Below are 18,364 nucleotides of genomic sequence, written 5' to 3' on the forward strand. Positions count from 1 at the left end.
CAGCCTTTGGCAGCGCTAGCGGGCCGCGGTCCAGCCCTTGTAGTCCTTAAGGTTCTCGGCGGTGATCAGCTTCGGGTCGAGCAGGACCACGGGCTCGGCCGGCTTCTTGCCGGCAAGCACGTCTGCCGCCATCTGCAGCGACTGACCGGCCATCACATAGGGATCCTGCGAGGCGGACGCCTTGATCATCGAGGTGCCGGAGGCGAACTCCTTCTCGATGTCGGGAGCGCCGTCGACCGCGGTGAAGATGAATTCCGAGCGGTTGAGCTGCTTGGCCGCGAGCTGAGCGCCGATGGCCGTCGGATCGTTGATGGCGAACACCGCGTCGATCTTGTCGAAGCGGGTGAGCAGCGACTGGAACACCTTCAGGCCGCCGTCGCGGGAGCCTTCGGCGTTCTGGTCGTCGGACAGGATCTTGATGTCCGGATGCTGCGAGAGAACATCCTTGCAGCCCTTGACGCGCTCCAGGATCGAGGACGATGCCGGGCCGTTGAGGATGACGTAGTCGCCCTTGCCGCCGGTGTGGTCGACCAGATACTGGCAAGCTTCCTCGCCCGCCTTGACGTTGTTGGTCATCACGGTGACGTCGGCGCCCGGTGCCGAAACGTCAAAGGCAGCGACCACGATGCCGGCCGCCTGCGCCTTCTTGACGGCAGGCGCGATCGCCTTGGCGTCGACCGCGTTGAGCATGATCACGTCGACGCCGGCGGCGATGAAGGAATCGATCTGCGAGACCTGCTTGTTGAGATCGTAGTCCGCCGATACCGACGTCACCTCGACCTTGGGATTGATCTTCTTGGCCGCGTCCTCGATGCCCTTGATGGTGGCGACGAAGAAGGGATTGCCGAGCAGGCCGACCGAGATGCCGACCTTGTTGAGGTCCTTGGCCGATGCCGGCGCGACGGCGAGCGCCGCGATGGCTGCGCCGCAGAGCAGTTTGGCGATGGTCTTCATTTACTTGCTTCCTCCGATTGCGCCGCGCCTCTCACGGTGCGTTACAAACAATCCGGCTCGTCCGAGCCGGCGACCAAGGTCAATCACGTTCTTGCGCCGGCCTGGAGCCGGTAACGGTCGAGGGCGACCGCCACGATGATGACCAATCCCTTGATGATGTACTGCCAGATGTCGGAGACACCGGCCAAAATGAGTCCGTTGGAGAGCACCGCGATGATCAGGCCGCCGATCAGCGTGCCCCAGATCGAGCCGACGCCGCCGACGAAGCTGGTGCCGCCGAGGATTACGGCAGCGATGGCATCGAGCTCGTAGGATTGGCCGAGCTGCAGACCGTTGGCGGCATAAAGTCGGGCCGCCGACATCACGCCGCCGAGGCCGGCAAGCAGGCCGGAGACCCCATAGACGAAGAGCAGCACGAGCGGCACCTTGATGCCGGTGAGGCGCGCCGCCTCGGCATTGCCACCCACGGCATAGATCCAGGTGCCGAGCACCGTGCGCTTGAGCACCATCCAGGACAGCACCACCACCGTCAGCGCGATGATGACCAGCCACGGAATGCCGAGCAGCGAGCCATTGCCGATGAAGTCGAACGGCAGGTCGGAATTGAACACGGTGGTGTCCTCGCCGAGCAACCGGGCGAGGCCGCGCACCGCGGTGAGCGAGCCCAGCGTGACGATGAAGGGCGGCAGCCTGACATAGGCGACGAGCAGCCCATTGATGACGCCGAAGCCGAGGCCGACCAGGATGGCGGCGGGAATGCCGAGCATGCCCCAATCCGGCACCAGCGACACCAGCACTGCCACCATCGCCGACGCGGCCAGGACGGAGCCGACGGAGAGGTCGATGCCGCCGGTGAGAATAACGAAGGTCATGCCGGCGGCGAGCACGATGTTGATCGACGATTGCTGGCTAACGATCAGCAGGTTGGTGCCGGTGAGGAAACGCGGGTTGATCAGCTGGAAGGCGGCCGCAAGCAGCACCAGCACGGGCAGCATGCCGAGCGCGGCGAAGGCCGTGCGCAACCGCCGACTCCTGAGCGCCGCCTGGTCCGCTGTCGTCGCTGCCGATGTGCTGTCGGTCATCGCTTCGGTCCTTCCTGGGCCGCTCCCGTCGCAAGTTCCATGATCGCTTCCTGACGAAGTGGCTCGCCGGCCGACGCCGTCACCTCGCCGACGATGGCGCCGTCGCGCATCACCAGCACGCGGTCGGCGACGCCGATCACTTCCGGCAATTCGCTGGAGATCATCAGGATGGCGATGCCCCTGCTGGCGAGATTGTCGATCAGCCGGTAGATCTCCGACTTGGCGCCGACATCGACGCCGCGCGTCGGCTCGTCGAGAATGACGACCTTCGGCTCGGTTTCCAGCAGGCGGGCGAGCAGCACCTTTTGCTGGTTGCCGCCCGACAGCGAGCCGGCATTGGCCTGCGCCGACCTCGTGCGGATCGACAGGTCGGCGACCGCCTTGGCGGCGCGCCGGTCGGCGGCGGCGAAATCGCGGAAGCCGCCGGCGCGCGCATCCCTGGGGAGCACGCCCATGTTGATGTTGTCGGAAATCGACATGTCGAGGAACAGGCCGAGCTCCTTGCGGTCCTCAGTGAGATAGGCGATGCCGGCCTCGAGCGCCTCGCGCGGCGAGGCGATGGCGAGCGGCTTGCAGTCGAGCTTCAGCTCGCCCGCGCTGCGCCGGTCGGCGCCGAAAATCAGTCTGGCGAGCTCGGTGCGGCCGGAGCCGACCAGCCCGGCAAGCGCCAGCACCTCGCCGTGATAGAGGTCGAACGAGCAGTCCTTCAACAGCCTGCCGTCCGACATGCCGCGCACCGACAGCGCCACCTTGCGCTTGCTGTCCGGCGGGCGATGATCCTTCTTGTAGAAGGCCGAGAGGTCGCGGCCGACCATCATCGAGACAAGGCGCGAAGCGTTGAGATCGGCGCGCTCCAGAGTGCCGACATAGCCGCTGTCGCGCAGCACGCTGACGCGGTCGGCGAGCTGGTAGACCTCCTCCATGCGATGGCTGATGTAAATGATGGCGATCCCTTGTGCCTTGAGCGCGGCAATGACTTCGAACAGCCTTTCGGTCTCGCGCGAGGTCAGCGAGGTGGTCGGCTCGTCCATGACGATGATGCGGGCGCTGGTCGACAGCGCGCGGGCGATCTCGACCAGCTGACGCTCGCCGAGCGACAGGCTGGAGACCAGGGCGCGCGCCGAGAAGGAAACACCAAGCCGGCCGATGATGTCCCGGGCACGCCGGTTGCACCGATCGCGGTCGACGATGCCGAACCTGCGCGGCTCGTTGCCGAGGAAGATGTTCTGCGCGACGGTGAGGTTCGGCGCCAGCGATAGTTCCTGGTAGATGACGGCAATGCCGTGGGCGCGGGCCTTGATCGGATCGCCGGTGGCAATCGGCGCGCCGTCGATGAGGATCTCGCCGCCGGCATCGGGCCGGTAGGCGCCGGACAGCACCTTCATCAGCGTCGACTTGCCGGCGCCGTTCTCGCCCATCAGCGCGTGCAGTTCGCCGGCGTTCACGGCGAGCGACACATCCTGCAGTGCGCGGATAGGGCCGAAGGTCTTGGAGATGTGACGCATCTCCAAGACCGGCCTCTGCGTCGCCTCGACATGGGCGGCGGAGCTCATCGCGCACCTCCCGCCGACCGGGCGACGCCGCGCTCGGCAATGAGGCCGCGCCATTGGTCACGGTAGCCGGTCAGACCCCGGAAGCTCGCAGCACGCGCCGGCTGCGGCTTCTCGGCGGCGAATTCGCGGCCGACGCTCTCGAAGGCGAGCGCGGCCGCACCGGTGGCACTGCCTTCCAGCGTGGAGCCCTGCAGGAAAGATTGGCCGGGGCGCAGCGCGGCCAAAAGACCGGCGAGCAGGCCGCCCGCATTGAGGCCGCCATCGACGATGACCGCGCCCAGCGAACGGATCATGTCGAGCGAGAGGTCGACCATCAGCGCGACATAGAGCAGCGCCATGGCCGCGCGTTCCTCGCCATGGGAAACGCTGCCTATGATTTCACCTGCCCGGCCGGGCATCGGGCCGCCCGGGGCAAAGCTCGGCAGGGCCATGACGCCGGCATCGATTGCCTGCTGTATGGAAGCCGGAGCAATGGTGCCTTGCCAGTTGCCGCTGATGGCCGCGAACTCGCGCCCGCCCATGAAACGGATGGTGGGCACCGGGCCGCCGTCTACATCGACATTGACCAGCATGTCGCGGTCGCGGTCGAGCGCCTCGAGCGGGCAGTCCGGGTTGAGGACGATCACCCAAGTGCCGGTCGACACCACGGTGAGCGGCCCGAGTTCCTGCCGCCGATGGACATGGAGCGCGGCGTTGCTGTCATGGACGCCGTTGTGGATGGCGACGGACTTGCCGGCCTTGCCGAAACGCCGCTCCCCGATGACCGCGCCGGCACGGGCGAAGGCCGGCATCCGGCCGCGCCATCCTTCGGCGTCGACCAGCGAGGAGAAGTCGCGCCGACGCGGCGCCCACAGATGCGAATGGCAGCCGAGATAGGACACTTCCGAAACGGCGCGGCCGCCGAAGCGCCAGCTCCAATATTGCGAATAGCCGAGGATCGACGTCGCCGCCGCGAAGGCGCCGGGCTCAACCTCCTGCAGCCACAGCATGTGACGGCCGTAGTTGAAGCCGAGCGGCAGGCGCGGCGAGAAGGTCTCGGCGAAATCGGGAATGCGACGATCGATCCGCGCGGCGATTTCGGCCGGCGGTTCCTGCTCGTAGTCGAGGATCGGATGCGTCAGCGCCATTTCGTCGACCAGGGCGAACGTGCAGCCATGGCCGGACACCATCAGGGCTTCGATGCCATGGCCGTCGACGGCCTCGTTGACCGCAGCGAGCGCCCAGTCATGAAGCGCCGCCTCGTCGAGCACGCTGAAACCATCTTTGCGTATCCAGTCGGGCCTGGTGCGCCGCTCGTCGAGGATGTGCCCGTCCTGTCCGAAGACGAACAGCTTCGAATTGGTCTTGCCGAAATCAAGCACCGCCACCTTCACTGGACGGCTCCCGAGGACGGCGCGATGCGCACCGCGACGCCGGCGTCCTCCAGCATGCGCGCGTCGGCATCGGAAAGACCGTCGTCGGTCACCAGCGTGCCGATGCGCGACAGCGGCAGCGCGACATTGCGGGCGTGGATCGACAGCTTGCGGCTGTCGGCCAACACCACGATCTGGTCAGCGCAGAGGCTGAGATCGACGATCGAGCGCACCAGGAGAGGATGCGATTCCAGCACGCCTTCATGACCGAGACCCTGCGCGCCGAGGAAGAATTTCGAAGCGTAGAAAGGCACCGATTGGGTGAGCGAATGGATGATGCCGGGTTCGCGGTGCAGGTCGCCGCCGGCGATGGTGAGGCTGCAGTGGCCGTGATCGCAGAGATAGGCCGCGAGCGGCATGGAATTGGTGAAGAGGCGGATATTGCGCTCGGCAAGCCTGACGCCAAGCTGGAAGCAGGTCGAGCCGCCATGGACGATGACGGCATCGCCGTCGCGCACCATGGTCGCGGCGACGGCGGCGATCTGCCGCTTGGCGTCGACCGCCAGATCCCGGTTCTCGTCATAGGGCCTGGCATAGGCGACGCTGGCGTGGGCCGCGCCGTCGAGAGCCGATATGCCGCCGTAGACCTTCCGCGCCTCGCCGGCCTCGTCGATCTTGTCGATGTCGCGCCTGACCGTCGCGGCCGACACTCCAAGACGCTCCTGCAGTTCGCGCACCGACGCGAAGGGGCGGTCGCGCAACAGCTCGACGATCTGACGCTGGCGGCCGGAGTCGCTCAAGTCTTTCCCTCCCGAGATGCCATTTTCCACGGCAATTGGCGCAACTTACTCAACACCAGGCGGAATGCAAGTTATTTTGACGATACTAGATCACTGTTGACGTAAGTCGCTCGCATCTGCGATATCAGCGCCGAACGCTCCCCGACGGGAGATGATGCCGGACCCGATCAAGCCATCGGAGGACAAGCGCCATGGCGACTGAAGCTGACGCGCAGGAACTGGCCGCCTTGCGGGCGCTTTCGGCAAGGATCGGCAGCAATCCGCATCTGACCCAGGCGGCCGGCGGCAACACTTCGCTGAAAGCCGGCGATACGCTGTGGATCAAGGCTTCCGGAACCTGGCTGAAGGATGCCCTATCCGACGACATCATGGTGCCGGTGGCGATGACGCCGCTGATCGAGGCCGTCAAACGGCACGATCCGGCCGCGGACAAGCCGCAGGCCTTCGCCATCGATGCGCTCAATCCGCGCGGGCTGCGCCCGTCGATCGAGACCACGGTGCACGCGTTGATGCCGCAGCGGGTCGTGCTGCATGTCCATTGCGTGGATACCATCTCGCTCGCGGTCCAGGCCGATTGTGAAAGCGAGGCCGCGCGGCGTCTCGAGGGCATCGAATGGGCCTATGTTCCCTATCGCCGGCCGGGCCTGCCGCTTGCCCAGGGCATTGCCGAACGGCTCCGGCCCGGAGTCGACGTGCTGATCCTCGGCAATCACGGGCTGGTCGTGGCCGCCGAGACCGTGGCCGAGGCGGAGCGTCTGCTGCATCGGGTCAGGTCGCTTCTGGCGCGCCCGGCGCGAGTGATGGCGAGACCGGATGTCGAGGCCCTGACGGCGCTTGCCGGAGACAGCGGCTACAGATTGCCGGCAGATGCCGAGGCGCATGCGGTGGCGCTCGACGTGGACAGCTGCCGCATGGCCGAAGCCGGCAGCCTCTATCCGGACCATGTCATCTTCCTCGGCCAGGGCTCGGTGCTGGCAAGACCCGGCGAGCAGGTTGCCGATGTCGCCGCGCGGCTGGGCGAAGACCCGGTCGCGGTCCTCTTTCCCGGCGCCGGCGTGCTGATGCGCGGCGACGCCAGCTCGGGCGCGGACGCCATGCAGCGCTGCCTTGCCGACGTGACTGTCCGGATCGACATCACGGCGCGGCTGAATTACCTCACCGCCGCCGAGAATGACGAACTGATCAACTGGGATGCCGAGCAGTATCGCCAGAAACTCAACGCGGCGGGCTAGGCGCATGGCGCCGCTTGCCATAGGCATCGACGTCGGCACCTCCGGGTCGCGGGCTGTCGCGATGCGGCCGGATTTTTCAATAGCAGCGCATGCCGCAGCACCGCTCGAACGCTTCGGCGCGAACGGGCGCGATCCCGCCGTCTGGTGGGCCGCGGTCGAGGCGACGCTGAAGGAGCTGCTCTCCGGCATTGACCGCGCGGCGGTGCGCGCGATCGCCGTCGACGGCACGTCTGGCACCCTGCTGCCGGTCGACGGCGCCGGGCTGCCGCTGGCCGAGCCGCTGATGTACAACGACAGGGTTCCGGACGACGCGGTCCTCGCCGCGATCGCCCGTTGGGCGCCGGAAACAAGCGCCGCGCATGGGGCGACATCGGGCCTCGCCAAGGCGCTCTGGTTCCAGCGGCTGCCCGGCGTCCATGCCGTGCTTCACCAGGGCGACTGGATCGCCGGGCAATTCTCAGGCCGTTTCGACGTCAGCGACGAGAACAACAGCCTGAAGACCGGCTATGACGCCGAGGCGCGACGCTGGCCAGACTGGATCGCGGCGACCGGCATGCGCATGGCGCTGCTGCCCGCGGTCGTCAGGCCGGGCAGCGTCACCGGCACCCTTACGGCCGCCGCCGACCTGTTCGGGCTGCCGCGCGAGGTGGCGATTGTTGCCGGCACCACGGATGGCTGCGCCTCATTCCTGGCGACGGGCGCCACAGGCGTGGGCGAGGGTGTCACCGCGCTCGGATCGTCGCTGACCATCAAGATCCTGTCCGGCCGGCCGATCTTTGCGCCGCGCTATGGCATCTACAGCCATCGGCTGGGCGACGCCTGGCTAGCGGGGGGCGCCTCGAACACCGGAGGCAAGGTTCTTGCCCAGCATTTCACGCTGGACCGCATCGTCGAGCTCAGCGCCGCGATCGATCCCGCAACCCAGACCGGCCTCGACTACTATCCGCTCGGGGTACCCGGCGAGCGTTTCCCAATTGCCGATCCTTCGCTGCAGCCGCGCCTGCTGCCGAGGCCGGCATCCGACGCCGACTATCTCAAGGCGATGCTGGAAGGCATCGCGGCCATCGAGGCGCTCGGCTATCGGAGGCTTGCCGAACTCGGCGCGCCGAAGCTCACCTCGGTGCGCAGCGTCGGCGGGGGCGCCGCAAATGCCGCCTGGACCGCGATCCGACGGCGCAAGCTCGGAGTCGATTTCCTGCCCGCGCTCTCAAACGAAGCCGCCGCCGGCACCGCGCGGCTGGCCCTGATGGGCGCAAAGGAAGCGGGGCTGCTTTGAGCGCGAAACAGGCCAAACATCTCGACGGGATCGCAGCGCTGGCCGAACGCTACGGGGTCTTCCTGCTCGACCAGTTCGGCGTGCTGCATGACGGCAGAGAGCCTTATCCCGGCGCGGTCGAAGCCTTGTCGGCGCTGAAGCGCGCCGGCAAGGCGGTGGTGCTGATCTCGAATTCCGGCAAGCGGGCGGCGCCCAACGAGCGGCGGCTGCTCAAGCTCGGCTTCGAGGCCGGGAGCTGGGACCATTTCGTGTCGTCCGGCGAGGTGGCCTGGCGAAGGTTCAAGGGCATGGTGGGCTCGGGCGCCTTGAAGCCCGGCACAAGATGCCTGCTGGTCAGCCGCGACGGCGACCGTTCGGCAATCGAAGGCCTCCCCCTGACCGTAACCGACAGCGGCGACGACGCGGAGCTGGTGCTGCTCTCGGCCAGCGAGGGCGATCGCTACGATCTCGATCATTACAGCGCGCTGCTTGGCCCGGCCGCAGCGCGGCGGGTGCCGTGCTTCTGCACCAATCCCGACCGGATCATGCTGACCGCGGTTGGCCCGCGTTTCGGCGCCGGCGAGATCGCCGGCCTCTATGAGCGCCTCGGCGGCAGCGTCAGCCGCATCGGCAAGCCTTACCCGGCGATCTTTGAAGCGGCGCTGGGGACGGCCGGAAATCCGGCGCGCGACAACATTGTCTGCGTCGGCGACAGCATCGAGCACGACATCGCAGGCGGGGCCGGTGCAGGCGTGGCGACCGTGCTGGTCTTGTCCGGGATATTGGCCGATAGCGGCGATCTGGCCGGACTGTACCGAGAGCTTGGCGCGTGGCCCGATTACACTCTCGACGCCTTCCGCTGGCGCTGACCTATCCGATGCGAGCGCCGCTTTCCGGGTCGAACAGATGCAGCGCGGCCGGATCGGCTGACAGCCGCACGGTGTCGCCCGGCCTGACATTGCTGCGGCCCATGACGAAGACGCAGACCTGCTGATTGGCCAGCCTGACATAGAACTGCGTCGAGAGGCCCAGTGGCTCGACCACCTCGACCTCGGCCTTCAGGGCGCCGTCGTCGATCAGCTTGATATGCTCGGGCCGCAGCCCGACGGTCAGCGCATCGCCATCCGTCAATGGCAGGCCGTCCGGCAGCCTGAGCTTGTGGCCGTCGGCCAGCACCGCATCGACCTTGCCGCCCTTGGCGACCTTGGCCGGCAGGAAGTTCATCCCCGGCGAGCCGATGAAGCCGGCGACAAAGGCATTGGCCGGGCGGTCGTAGAGCTCCAGCGGGTGGCCGACCTGCTGCACATAGCCGTCATGCATGACGACGATACGGTCGGCCATGGTCATCGCCTCGACCTGGTCGTGGGTGACATAGACCGAGGTGGTCTTGAGCTGCTGGTGCAGCGCCTTGATCTCGGCGCGCATGTGGACGCGCAGCTTGGCGTCGAGGTTCGACAGCGGCTCGTCGAACAGGAACACTTTCGGGTCGCGCACGATGGCGCGGCCCATGGCGACGCGCTGGCGCTGGCCGCCGGAGAGCTGGCGCGGGAGGCGGCCGAGGAAGCTATCCAGGCCCAGACGCTTGGCCGCGGCGCCGACCCTGCCATCGATCATGGTCTTCTCGGCCTTCTTCAGCATCAGGCTGAAGCCCATGTTCGAGGAGACGTCCATGTGCGGATAGAGCGCGTAGGACTGGAACACCATGGCGATGTCGCGGTCTTTCGGCGCGACGTCGTTGACCAGGCGCTCACCAATGCGGATCTCGCCGCCGGTGACCTCCTCAAGCCCGGCAATCATGCGCAGCAGCGTGGACTTGCCGCAGCCGGACGGACCGACGAGGACGACGAACTCGCCGTCAGCGATCTCGAGATCGACGCCGTGCAGGATGCGCAGCGCGCCGTAATCCTTCTCGACATGTTGCAGGGTGACGGAAGCCATCTTTTATCCTTTGACCGCGCCGGCGGTGAGGCCGGTGACGAGATAGCGTTGCAGGAAGGCGAAGAAGATGCAGACCGGGATCAGCGCCAGGATCGAGGCGGCCATCATCTGCCCCCAGTCGACGGCGAATTTGCCGATGAAGGTGAGCAGGCCGACGGCAAAGGTCTTCTGCTCATCGCTGGAGATCAGCATCAGCGCGAACAGCAACTCGCTCCAGGCGGCGGTGAAGACGAAGCCGAGCGTCGCGCCCATGCCGGGCAAAGTCAACGGGACGATCACCCGGCGCATCGCCTGGGCACGCGTGCAGCCGTCGATCATCGCCGCCTCCTCCAGATCCTTCGGAATGCCGTCGAAGAAGGACTGCATGAGGAAGGTGGCGAAGGCGGTGTTGAAGGCGGTGTAGATGATGATCAGGCCGGTCAGGCTGTTGGTGAGGCCGAGATCGCCCATGATACGATAGATCGGCGGAATGACCATGACGAGCGGGAAGGTCTGGGTCAGCAGCAGCAGGATGGCCAAGGTAGCCTTGCCACGGAAGGCGAAGCGCGACATGGCGTAGCCAGCCAGCGTGGCGATGACGGTGACCAGTGCCGCCGTCGATACCGAGACGATGACGCTGTTCAGGAAATAGCGCGGGAAGTCGGAGGCTTCGAGCACGGTGTCGAAGTTGCGCAGCGTCATCTCAGACGGCCAGAAGGTGATGCCTTCGGAGTAGAGCAGCCGCTCCGGCGTCACCGAGATCTTCAGCGTCCAGAAGATCGGGAACAGCGCGAAGATCACGTAGGCGGCAATCGCGCCGTAGAGACCGATGCCGCCGGCAATGCGCGAGGAGGTGGAGCGTCCGGCGATCATCAGACGTGCCTCACCAACGTGCGGCGGATGGCGATCAAGCCGATCGCATAAGCAATCAGCAGCACCAGCAGCAGCACCGCGACCGCCGAGGCATAGCCCTTATCCAGCGATTTGAAGGCGCTGACATAGATGTAGACCGGCACCGTGCTGGTCGAGCCCGCCGGTCCGCCCTCGGTCATGACAAAGATGAGGTCGGCGAAGGTGGCGATCCAGATGGTGCGCAGCATGACGGTGATGACGATGGTCGGAGCCAGGAAAGGCAGCGTCACCTTGGTGAAGCGCTGCCAGGGCGAGGCGCCGTCGATGGCGGCGGCCTCGTGCAATTCGGACGGGATCGACTTCAGCGCCGCCAGCAGCGTAATGGCGAAGAAGGGAATGCCGAACCAGATGTTGGCGACGATCGGCCCCCACATGGCGGTGGCGGGATCGGACAGCACATTGGTCGGCTCGGCCTTCAGCCCGAGCGCGAAGAGCCAGTGCGGCAGCGGCCCAATGATCGGGTTGAACAGCCACGCCCAGGTGAGGCCCGACAGAAAGGAGGGCACCGCCCAGGGCAGGAACACCACCGCCTGCACTATCCTGCGGCCATGGAACGGCTTGTCGAGCAGCAGCGCCAGGCCGAGCCCGAGGAAGAACTGGAAGAACAGGCTGGCGACCGTCCACCACAGCGTGTTGACCAGCGCCTGGCCGAGCACGGCGTCGGAGAGCATCGCCTCATACTGACCGAGGCCGACATATTCCGATTTGAAGGCAGAGAACTTACGGAACGAATAGCCGATGCCGATGATCAGCGGCACCAGGAGCACCACGACCAGCAGGACGATTGCCGGCGACAGATAGAGCCAAGGCTCGATCGCCGCCTTGCTCAGCCGCTTGTTGCGCGGCCTGGCGGCGGATCGGATTTCGGACACGGCGTAGGTCATGCGGTGCTCGCGGTAAGTAGTGGGTGCCGGCGCAGACGACAGCGCCCTTCTCCCCGTTCACGGGCAGAAGATGCCGGCAGGCAGATGAGGGGCGGAGCCAGCTTCTCGGAACTCGGCGCTGCCCCTCATCCGTCACTTCGTGACACCTCTCCCCGTTGAACGGGGAGAAGGCAGAGTGGGCGTCACTTCTTATTTTTCGCCAGCCAGGCCTGCTGCTCCTTGGTCAGGAACGCCGCCCATTCGTCGGCCACCTGCTTGGCGGGCTTCTGGCCGAGCAGCACTTCCTGGAAGTTCTTGATCGCCACCTGGTCGACGAAGTTGCCGAGGTTTTCCAGATGCGTCGGCGGCGTCACCATTTCATATTTGGAGCTGTCGCTCAGCTCGGTGAACCAGCCCTTGAACTGCTCGGTCTTGAAGTGAGCGTCCTGGTCGGCGCCGTTGTGGATCGGGACGACCCCGACTTCCTTTGCCCATTCCAGATTGTCCTTGGGCGACAGAAGCGTCGCCATCAGCTTCCAGCTCTCTTCCTTGTGCTGGGAGTTGGCGAACATAGCCCAACCTGCATAGCCCAAGGTCGGGTAGGACTTGCCGCTCGGTCCGACCGGCAACGGCGCCACGGCGAAGTCGTCGGCGCTCATCTTGTCGGCGATGCCCAGCAGCGCGTCGGGATCCTGGTTGAGCATGGCGCAGGTGCCGGAATAGAAACCGGTCACCGTCTCGTTGAAGCCCCAGCTCACGGAATCCTTCGGCGCCAGGCCGTTCTTGTACATGTCGGCCAGCATCTGCAGGCCCTTGACCGAGCCCTCGTCGTTGATGGTCGAGGTGCCGTCCTCGGTGAAATAGCCGCCCTTGCCGTCGGCGATGTTCATGAACATGTGCATGCCGTTGAAGGCGCCGGGGCCGCCGCGCAGGCAGTAGCCGTATTTGCCGGGGATGGCGGAGATCTTCTTGGAGAACTCGACGAACTCGTCGAGCGTTGCCGGCGGACGGTCGAGACCCGCTTCCTTGAACAGCTTCTTGTTCCAGAACAGCGCGTTCACATAGTAGCCGTAGGGGATCATGAACTGCGTGTTGTTGACGGTAGAGCCGAATTGCTTGGCGCGGTCGCCGAGCGTCTTGGCGTCGTCCCATTTGGCCATGTAGGGGCCGAGATCCTCGAGCTGGCCGTTGTTGGCGTAGAGGCCCATCCAACGTTCCGGCATCTCGACCACGTCGGGCGTGTCGCCGGCCTGGACCATGGTGAGAAACTTCTCGAACGCCTGGCCCCAGGGCAGCGAGACGAGCTCGACCTTGATGCCGGGATTGGCCTGCTCGAACTCGGCGATCTGCTTCTTCAGGAATTCGGTGCGCGGCGGACTGGTGATGACCTCGACTATCTTAATGGTGGTGTCGGCCAGCGCGGCCCCGGCGGAGATCGCCAGGCCGGCAACGGCGGCAAGCATGAATGTCAGTCTTTTCATGTTCGAAACTCCCATTTTGTACTCTGGTTATCTTCTTGCCTTGTCGAAGGCCTGGGCGATGTCCGTCCAGAGGTCCTCGACATTCTCCAACCCGACATTGAAGCGGATGGTTCGGGGGCTGACGCCGAAGCGCGCCATCGAATTGAGACCCGGCGTCTGCTCGAGCGAAGCCTTTGCCGGCACGACCAGGCTTTCGTGGCCGCCCCAGCTGACGCCGATGCGGAACAGCCTGAGCGCATCGACGAAAGCCGGAATGTCGACATCCTCGGCGACCTCGAAGGAGAACAGCCCGGCATAGCCGGCAAGTGTCTGCTTGCCGGGATGGTTGGAATAGGCAGGGTGGTTGACCCGCTCAACCTTGCCATGTGCTTTCAGCCGCTCGGCCAGCATGAGCCCGCTCTTCATATGATGCGGCAGTCTGAGCGGCAGCGTGCGCAGCCCGCGCAGCAAGAGCCAGCCCTCGAAAGGCGACAGCTTGCCGCCGAGCGAGGAATAGGTCTGCTCGTTGATGTGCCTGATATGCGCGGCCGAGCCGGCCACCACGCCGGCAACGGTGTCGCTGTGGCCGCCGAGGTACTTCGAAGCCGAATGCAGCACCAGATCGACACCGTGCGAGATCGGCTTCTGGAAGACAGGCGTGGCCCATGAATTGTCGAGGGTGGTGACGATGCCCTGTTCCTTCGCCAGCCGCGTCAGATGGGCGATGTCCTGCAACTCGAACATCATCGAGGTCGGACTTTCGAGATAGAGCAGCTTGGCGCCGGGAAGCGCCGCCGCCACGGCGTCGGGATCGGAACCGTCGACATAGTCGACCTTGATCTGCAAGCGCGGGAACAGCCGTTCGAACAGCCGGTAGGCATCGCCGTAGCAGTTACGTACGGCAACCATGCGCTGGCCGGCGCCGACGAAGGCGAGCACCGTGGCGCTGATGGCCGCCATGCCGCTTGAGAAGCCGCGCGCGGCCTCGGCGCCTTCGAGCGCCGCGACACGCGCCTCGAACTCCATCACCGTCGGATTGTCGCCGCGCGAATAGATCGGCTGGCGGCGACGGCCGGCGAAGGTGTCGGCCATGTCGGCATAGCTGTCGAAGGTGAACAGAGACGTCTGGTAGATCGGCGGCACCACCGCCCCGCCGGGAAACGGATCGTCATGGGCGAGAAGCGTGGCGGCCTCGCCGAGATAGTCGCTGGCCAGAGAAGCCGGGTCGAAACCGGTCGGGTGCTCGTTCATCTGCGGTCCGAAAGTTTGAGGTTGGCGGCGCCGCGCTTCAGGTCGTCCTCGACGGTGGCGATGAGCTTCAGCGCCTCGTCGCGGGCCCCGTCCGGATCGTGCGCGGCGATGCAGTCGAAGATGGTGCGGTGATAGGGAAAGCTGGCATGGCCGAAGTCGCGCACGCCGAGCGGATGTTCCCAGAAGCGGTGGAACATCTCGTACATGGCGGCGATGATCTGCTCGAACAGCGGATTTCCCGAGGCACGGAAGACCGCCTGATGGAATTCCCAGTCCTCCTCCGACGACATGCCGGCGCGGGTGTGGAAGGCCTCTTCCATGATGTCGAGCTTGCGTTCGATCTCTGCGATCTCGGCCTTGCCGGCGCGGACGGCGCAAAGGGCGGCGGCCTCGGCCTCCAGCGCGCGGCGGATCTCCAGCGTGGACATCAGGCCGGCGAAATCATTGCCGCCGGCCAATGTCAGCGGCATGTGCAACATATCGGGCGAGACGGCCGCCTTGAGATAGGTACCGCTGCCCTGCCGCCGCTCAACCAGGCCCAACCCTTCCCAGCGGGTGAGCGCTTCGCGCACCGTGTTGCGGCTGACCTTGAGACGCTCCGCCAGGATGCGCTCGGTCGGCAGCTTTTCACCCGGGCCAAGGGCCTCCTGCCTGACGAAGCCCGCCAACGCCTTGAGCACCGCGTCGTCGCGGGCCGTGGTCTGGATGGGCGGCAGGAGATCGGTCACGCCAAAACCTAAAGTGGTTCAATGGTCCAACCAATTTCTGCACGCACTACGACATGAGTCAATCATTTTTTCTGGAGTCGTCACCTGATGTAGTGACCGTGAAGTTCAGATCGGTCACGGCTGAACCGGTCAGGTCGCCGCCGACCGCGCCTTCTCGCGCCAGTTGGCTGGGCTGAGCGCGGTAACGCGCCGGAACTCGCGGTTGAAATTCGATTTGGTCTGGAAGCCGGATTCCAGCATCGCAGCCGTCACGGACAGGTCGGTTTCGTGCAGCAGCCGACAGGCTTCGGCGACGCGGAAATCGTTGATGTATTGCGAAACGTTCTTGCCGGCGAGCCGGTTGACCGCGCCGGATATGCGGCGGGCCGGAACGCCAGCGCGCCGCGCCAGGCGCGACAAGGTCAGGTTTTCGTCGCGCGAGAGTTTCTGCTCGACCAGCAGCTTGTCTATGCGGTCGAGGACCTCGCGATCCTGCGCGGCGATGGATGCGGCCTCAGTTTCGATGGGAGGCATCGGAGTTGCCCGTGCGCGGGCAGCGACAATGGCAGTGATACCGAAGAGAAAGAGACCGAGAAGGTTCGCATTGCTGACCAGGAAGGCCGCGTTCTTGCCCCTGCTCCATTCGAAATCCAGGAGCACCACCAAATCGAACAGGGCCGACAGACAAAGCGATGCGGCTGCGATGACGAGCGCGCGATGCGCGGCTATTGCGCCGTCGAAGCGTGCCTCGTCCAGCGCGTCCGGGCCGGCGCGGCCAAGGCTGAGCACAGCCAATGCGTAGCCCACGAAGATCACGATCAAGGCAGCATCTATCAACGCGGGAGCCAGCAGCAACAGCCCGACGATGACCACCGGGGGTGCGGCATGAAGCCAGCGGACACCGTCCGCTTCCGCCGCATCGTGATGGATCAAGCTGCGAAAGCTCGCCAGGACCAGCGGCGGCAGGCAGCTCGCCACCACAGGCATCAAAAAGCGCAAATCCAGGACATCATAGCCCCAGCGCAAGCCGACGAGGATAGATTGCACAGCGCACAACCCCACAAGGGCCAGGAATGGACGGTTGGCTTGCGACGACTGCTCGCCCTGCAGGATCCTGACAAGCAGGATCAGCAGCAGCAGGGCGACGACGAAGGGCAGAGGAACGAAAATCACGGCAGTCTCGAGACAAATCGGGAGGCACGGATAATGGCCCAGATCGCGATCGAGAACGACCTCGATCGCGATCGAGGACGCAGCTTAGGGACATTATCGGCAAATCATCGCCGGTCTTTTCAACCGAGCGAGGTTTTCATGACACTCTCCCGTTTGCTTTCCGCGGTAGTGCTTACAGTCGCGTTCTCCGCAGCCAGCCAGGCTGCCGAGATCGGCATGCGCGAAATCTTCGTGGCCGCGCCAGAACGCGGCCGCGACCTCCAGGTGTTTGTCTGGTATCCGGCCGAGGCCGGCGGCGAAGCCGTTCTGCTGGGCGACAACAAGGTATTCAAGGGCGTGCCGGCCCTGAAGAATGCGCCGCTCGTCAAAGGACGCTTTCCACTCGTCGTGCTGTCGCACGGGTCGGGCGGCCGTGTCCAGGGAATGGCCTGGCTGGCAACGGAACTCGCCAGGGCGGGCTTTATAGTCGCCGGTCCCAATCACCCCGGCACGACCAGCGGTGACTCGACCCCAGTCAACACGCCCAAGGTGTGGGAACGCACGCAGGACCTTTCCGCGGTGATCGACACGATGACGACCGACCCGACCTGGAGCAGCGCCGTCGACAGCGGCAAGATCGGTGTCCTTGGCTTCTCGCTCGGCGGCGCGGCGGCGATGGAGATTGCCGGCGCCCGCGCCAGCCTCGACGCCTATGCCCAATATTGCGACGAATACAAGAAATGGGACTGCGCCTGGTATGCCGGCGGCATCGGCTATCTCAACGACGTGGTCGTGCATGTCGACAAGCTCGACCTGCGGACGATCGACAAGACACGCTTCGATCAATCAAACCTCGACCCCCGCGTCAAATCGGCCGTGCTGATCGATCCCGGCCTTGCCCTGGCTTACGATGCCGAAAGCCTGAAGGCGGTCACGATCCCGATGGATTTCATCAATCTGGGCAGCGCCGACACGATCCCCGACGGGGTGATTGCCGATAAATTGGCGGCGCTGACGCCGCGCGGGACCTATGCCACCGTCAAGGGCGCAATCCACTTCAGCTTCCTGCAGGAATGCAAGCCGGGCGGCGCCGAACTGCTGAAGGAATCCGGTGAAGTCGACCCGATCTGCGCCGACGGCGGCAGCCGGTCACGCGCCGACCTTCACGCCGAGCTGGTCGGCCTGATACGGAGCGACCTGCAGCGAGCCTTCAAGGACCCGATGTGATTGGATGGCGGCGTGGCCGGCTTCGGTCAGCGCGTAGATGCCGCGCTCGGCCCTGGCGAACCAGCCATAATAATTGTGCAGCAGGATGCTGGCCGCGCGTGTTGAAATGCTTTTCAGATCGCGCGGCCGTTTGGGGCCGTCGGCCATGGCGGCGGCGCAGGCGATCGCTTCCTGCCGGTAAGCGGTCATGATCGGCTTTCGCGTGCTGCCGCCGGTAGCCGGATCGCCCTTGCGGCGCTGATGCTCCTCGACCAGACGCGAGCGCCCGGCGCCGTCGCGGATCGCGCCGTGGCGGCAGGGCTGCGGGGCTGAGCAGCAGCTCGACCTCGCCCTTGCCGCCGACACCAAGCAGGCCGAAGCCGAGCCGCCGGCAAAGCGCGCGAAAACGGCGGTCGTGCTCGCGACCTTTGCCGCGCGCCGACATGCGAGCAGCGAGCCAGACCTCGTCGCAGGCCGCCGCGCGATCGACGCCCTGTAGCACGAGCTCGAGATTGAACTGCAGCTTCAGCTCGCAGATGACCACCACCGGCGGCTCACCACCGCGCAGCCCAACGACGTCGCAGCCGCCGATCTCGCCCTTGACGGTGAAGTCGAGGCTCTCGAGGAAGCGCTTCACCGGGGCGTAGAGGGACGTCTCCTGCATTGCA

General features: G+C 65.6%; 16 protein-coding genes and 1 pseudogene. 4 read left to right on the top strand and 13 right to left on the bottom strand.

The window, feature by feature from the left end:
• Positions 1 to 15: 15 nt before the first annotated feature.
• From EJ074_RS13890 to EJ074_RS13910, 5 genes are all read right to left on the bottom strand, one after another.
• Complete coding sequence (locus tag EJ074_RS13890; RefSeq protein ID WP_095806714.1) at positions 16 to 954, bottom strand: ABC transporter substrate-binding protein; 939 nt, start codon at positions 952 to 954, stop codon at positions 16 to 18.
• 83 nt (positions 955 to 1,037) lie between these two features.
• Positions 1,038 to 2,036, bottom strand: coding sequence for a ribose ABC transporter permease (locus EJ074_RS13895; RefSeq protein ID WP_129553531.1), 999 nt, complete (start codon positions 2,034 to 2,036; stop codon positions 1,038 to 1,040).
• A complete protein-coding gene (locus EJ074_RS13900; protein WP_095806716.1) occupies positions 2,033 to 3,589 on the bottom strand; it encodes a sugar ABC transporter ATP-binding protein in 1,557 nt (518 codons plus the stop codon). The genes EJ074_RS13895 and EJ074_RS13900 overlap by 4 nt, the downstream gene beginning before the upstream one ends.
• On the bottom strand, positions 3,586 to 4,962 hold the full coding sequence (locus EJ074_RS13905) for a carbohydrate kinase (protein WP_095806717.1): 1,377 nt from the start codon (positions 4,960 to 4,962) through the stop codon (positions 3,586 to 3,588). Before EJ074_RS13905 ends, EJ074_RS13900 begins: the two co-directional genes overlap by 4 nt.
• Positions 4,959 to 5,741: a DeoR/GlpR family DNA-binding transcription regulator gene (locus tag EJ074_RS13910; protein WP_095806718.1), complete on the bottom strand. Its 783-nt coding sequence runs from the start codon at positions 5,739 to 5,741 to the stop codon at positions 4,959 to 4,961. The genes EJ074_RS13905 and EJ074_RS13910 overlap by 4 nt, the downstream gene beginning before the upstream one ends.
• A gap of 191 nt (positions 5,742 to 5,932) precedes the next feature.
• On the opposite strand from EJ074_RS13910, the gene EJ074_RS13915 reads away from it, so the two are divergent.
• The 3 genes from EJ074_RS13915 to EJ074_RS13925 are packed head-to-tail and all read left to right on the top strand — an operon-like array spanning position 5,933 to position 9,097.
• Positions 5,933 to 6,973 (top strand): class II aldolase/adducin family protein, encoded by a 1,041-nt coding sequence (locus EJ074_RS13915; protein ID WP_095806719.1) that lies wholly within the window; start codon positions 5,933 to 5,935, stop codon positions 6,971 to 6,973.
• 4 nt (positions 6,974 to 6,977) lie between these two features.
• Positions 6,978 to 8,249 carry an FGGY-family carbohydrate kinase gene (locus EJ074_RS13920; RefSeq protein WP_095806720.1) on the top strand — a complete coding sequence of 424 codons (1,272 nt, stop codon included), beginning with the start codon at positions 6,978 to 6,980 and terminating at the stop codon, positions 8,247 to 8,249.
• The gene (locus tag EJ074_RS13925; RefSeq protein ID WP_095806721.1) at positions 8,246 to 9,097 is read left to right on the top strand and encodes a TIGR01459 family HAD-type hydrolase; all 852 of its coding nucleotides are present in this window, start codon (positions 8,246 to 8,248) and stop codon (positions 9,095 to 9,097) included. The genes EJ074_RS13920 and EJ074_RS13925 overlap by 4 nt, the downstream gene beginning before the upstream one ends.
• A 1-nt stretch (position 9,098) precedes the next feature.
• Here the strand turns inward: EJ074_RS13925 and ugpC are convergent, their stop codons facing one another.
• The 7 genes from ugpC to EJ074_RS13960 form a co-directional block, all read right to left on the bottom strand.
• Complete coding sequence (ugpC, locus tag EJ074_RS13930) at positions 9,099 to 10,166, bottom strand: sn-glycerol-3-phosphate ABC transporter ATP-binding protein UgpC (protein ID WP_095806722.1); 1,068 nt, start codon at positions 10,164 to 10,166, stop codon at positions 9,099 to 9,101.
• Between the two features lie 3 nt (positions 10,167 to 10,169).
• Positions 10,170 to 11,018, bottom strand: a complete 849-nt coding sequence (locus tag EJ074_RS13935) for a carbohydrate ABC transporter permease (RefSeq protein WP_095806723.1) — start codon at positions 11,016 to 11,018, stop codon at positions 10,170 to 10,172.
• Positions 11,018 to 11,941: a sugar ABC transporter permease gene (locus EJ074_RS13940; RefSeq protein ID WP_095806724.1), complete on the bottom strand. Its 924-nt coding sequence runs from the start codon at positions 11,939 to 11,941 to the stop codon at positions 11,018 to 11,020. Before EJ074_RS13940 ends, EJ074_RS13935 begins: the two co-directional genes overlap by 1 nt.
• A 182-nt stretch (positions 11,942 to 12,123) precedes the next feature.
• Complete coding sequence (locus tag EJ074_RS13945) at positions 12,124 to 13,401, bottom strand: sugar ABC transporter substrate-binding protein (RefSeq protein ID WP_129553532.1); 1,278 nt, start codon at positions 13,399 to 13,401, stop codon at positions 12,124 to 12,126.
• A 27-nt stretch (positions 13,402 to 13,428) separates the two neighbouring features.
• Positions 13,429 to 14,631, bottom strand: coding sequence for a PLP-dependent transferase (locus EJ074_RS13950; protein ID WP_095806726.1), 1,203 nt, complete (start codon positions 14,629 to 14,631; stop codon positions 13,429 to 13,431).
• On the bottom strand, positions 14,628 to 15,359 hold the full coding sequence (locus tag EJ074_RS13955) for a FadR/GntR family transcriptional regulator (protein WP_095806727.1): 732 nt from the start codon (positions 15,357 to 15,359) through the stop codon (positions 14,628 to 14,630). Before EJ074_RS13955 ends, EJ074_RS13950 begins: the two co-directional genes overlap by 4 nt.
• A 129-nt stretch (positions 15,360 to 15,488) precedes the next feature.
• The gene (locus EJ074_RS13960; RefSeq protein ID WP_095806728.1) at positions 15,489 to 16,511 is read right to left on the bottom strand and encodes an AraC family transcriptional regulator; all 1,023 of its coding nucleotides are present in this window, start codon (positions 16,509 to 16,511) and stop codon (positions 15,489 to 15,491) included.
• A gap of 138 nt (positions 16,512 to 16,649) precedes the next feature.
• Here EJ074_RS13960 and EJ074_RS13965 point away from each other — a divergent pair, with 138 nt between their 5' ends.
• Positions 16,650 to 17,717, top strand: a complete 1,068-nt coding sequence (locus EJ074_RS13965) for an alpha/beta hydrolase (protein WP_095806729.1) — start codon at positions 16,650 to 16,652, stop codon at positions 17,715 to 17,717.
• On the opposite strand, the pseudogene EJ074_RS13970 reads toward EJ074_RS13965, so the two are convergent.
• A pseudogene (locus EJ074_RS13970) lies at positions 17,640 to 18,360 on the bottom strand (DUF2161 family putative PD-(D/E)XK-type phosphodiesterase). The gene EJ074_RS13965 and the pseudogene EJ074_RS13970 sit on opposite strands and share 78 nt — an antisense overlap.
• Between the last annotated feature and the right edge of the window lie 4 nt (positions 18,361 to 18,364).

Origin of the sequence: Mesorhizobium sp. M3A.F.Ca.ET.080.04.2.1 (assembly GCF_003952525.1) — a bacterium.
In the GTDB taxonomy this organism is placed as follows: Bacteria; Pseudomonadota; Alphaproteobacteria; order Rhizobiales; family Rhizobiaceae; genus Mesorhizobium.

Excerpts from the sequence above, each read along its gene's own strand:
- EJ074_RS13935 (WP_095806723.1), bottom strand. The coding sequence starts at position 11,018 with ATGATCGCCGGACGCTCCACCTCCTCGCGCATTGCCGGCGGCATCGGT.
- EJ074_RS13895 (WP_129553531.1), bottom strand. The coding sequence starts at position 2,036 with ATGACCGACAGCACATCGGCAGCGACGACAGCGGACCAGGCGGCGCTC.
- EJ074_RS13890 (WP_095806714.1), bottom strand. The coding sequence starts at position 954 with ATGAAGACCATCGCCAAACTGCTCTGCGGCGCAGCCATCGCGGCGCTC.
- ugpC (WP_095806722.1), bottom strand. The coding sequence starts at position 10,166 with ATGGCTTCCGTCACCCTGCAACATGTCGAGAAGGATTACGGCGCGCTG.
- EJ074_RS13920 (WP_095806720.1), top strand. The coding sequence starts at position 6,978 with ATGGCGCCGCTTGCCATAGGCATCGACGTCGGCACCTCCGGGTCGCGG.
- EJ074_RS13945 (WP_129553532.1), bottom strand. The coding sequence starts at position 13,401 with ATGAAAAGACTGACATTCATGCTTGCCGCCGTTGCCGGCCTGGCGATC.
- EJ074_RS13900 (WP_095806716.1), bottom strand. The coding sequence starts at position 3,589 with ATGAGCTCCGCCGCCCATGTCGAGGCGACGCAGAGGCCGGTCTTGGAG.
- EJ074_RS13950 (WP_095806726.1), bottom strand. The coding sequence starts at position 14,631 with ATGAACGAGCACCCGACCGGTTTCGACCCGGCTTCTCTGGCCAGCGAC.
- EJ074_RS13965 (WP_095806729.1), top strand. The coding sequence starts at position 16,650 with ATGACACTCTCCCGTTTGCTTTCCGCGGTAGTGCTTACAGTCGCGTTC.
- EJ074_RS13915 (WP_095806719.1), top strand. The coding sequence starts at position 5,933 with ATGGCGACTGAAGCTGACGCGCAGGAACTGGCCGCCTTGCGGGCGCTT.
- EJ074_RS13940 (WP_095806724.1), bottom strand. The coding sequence starts at position 11,941 with ATGACCTACGCCGTGTCCGAAATCCGATCCGCCGCCAGGCCGCGCAAC.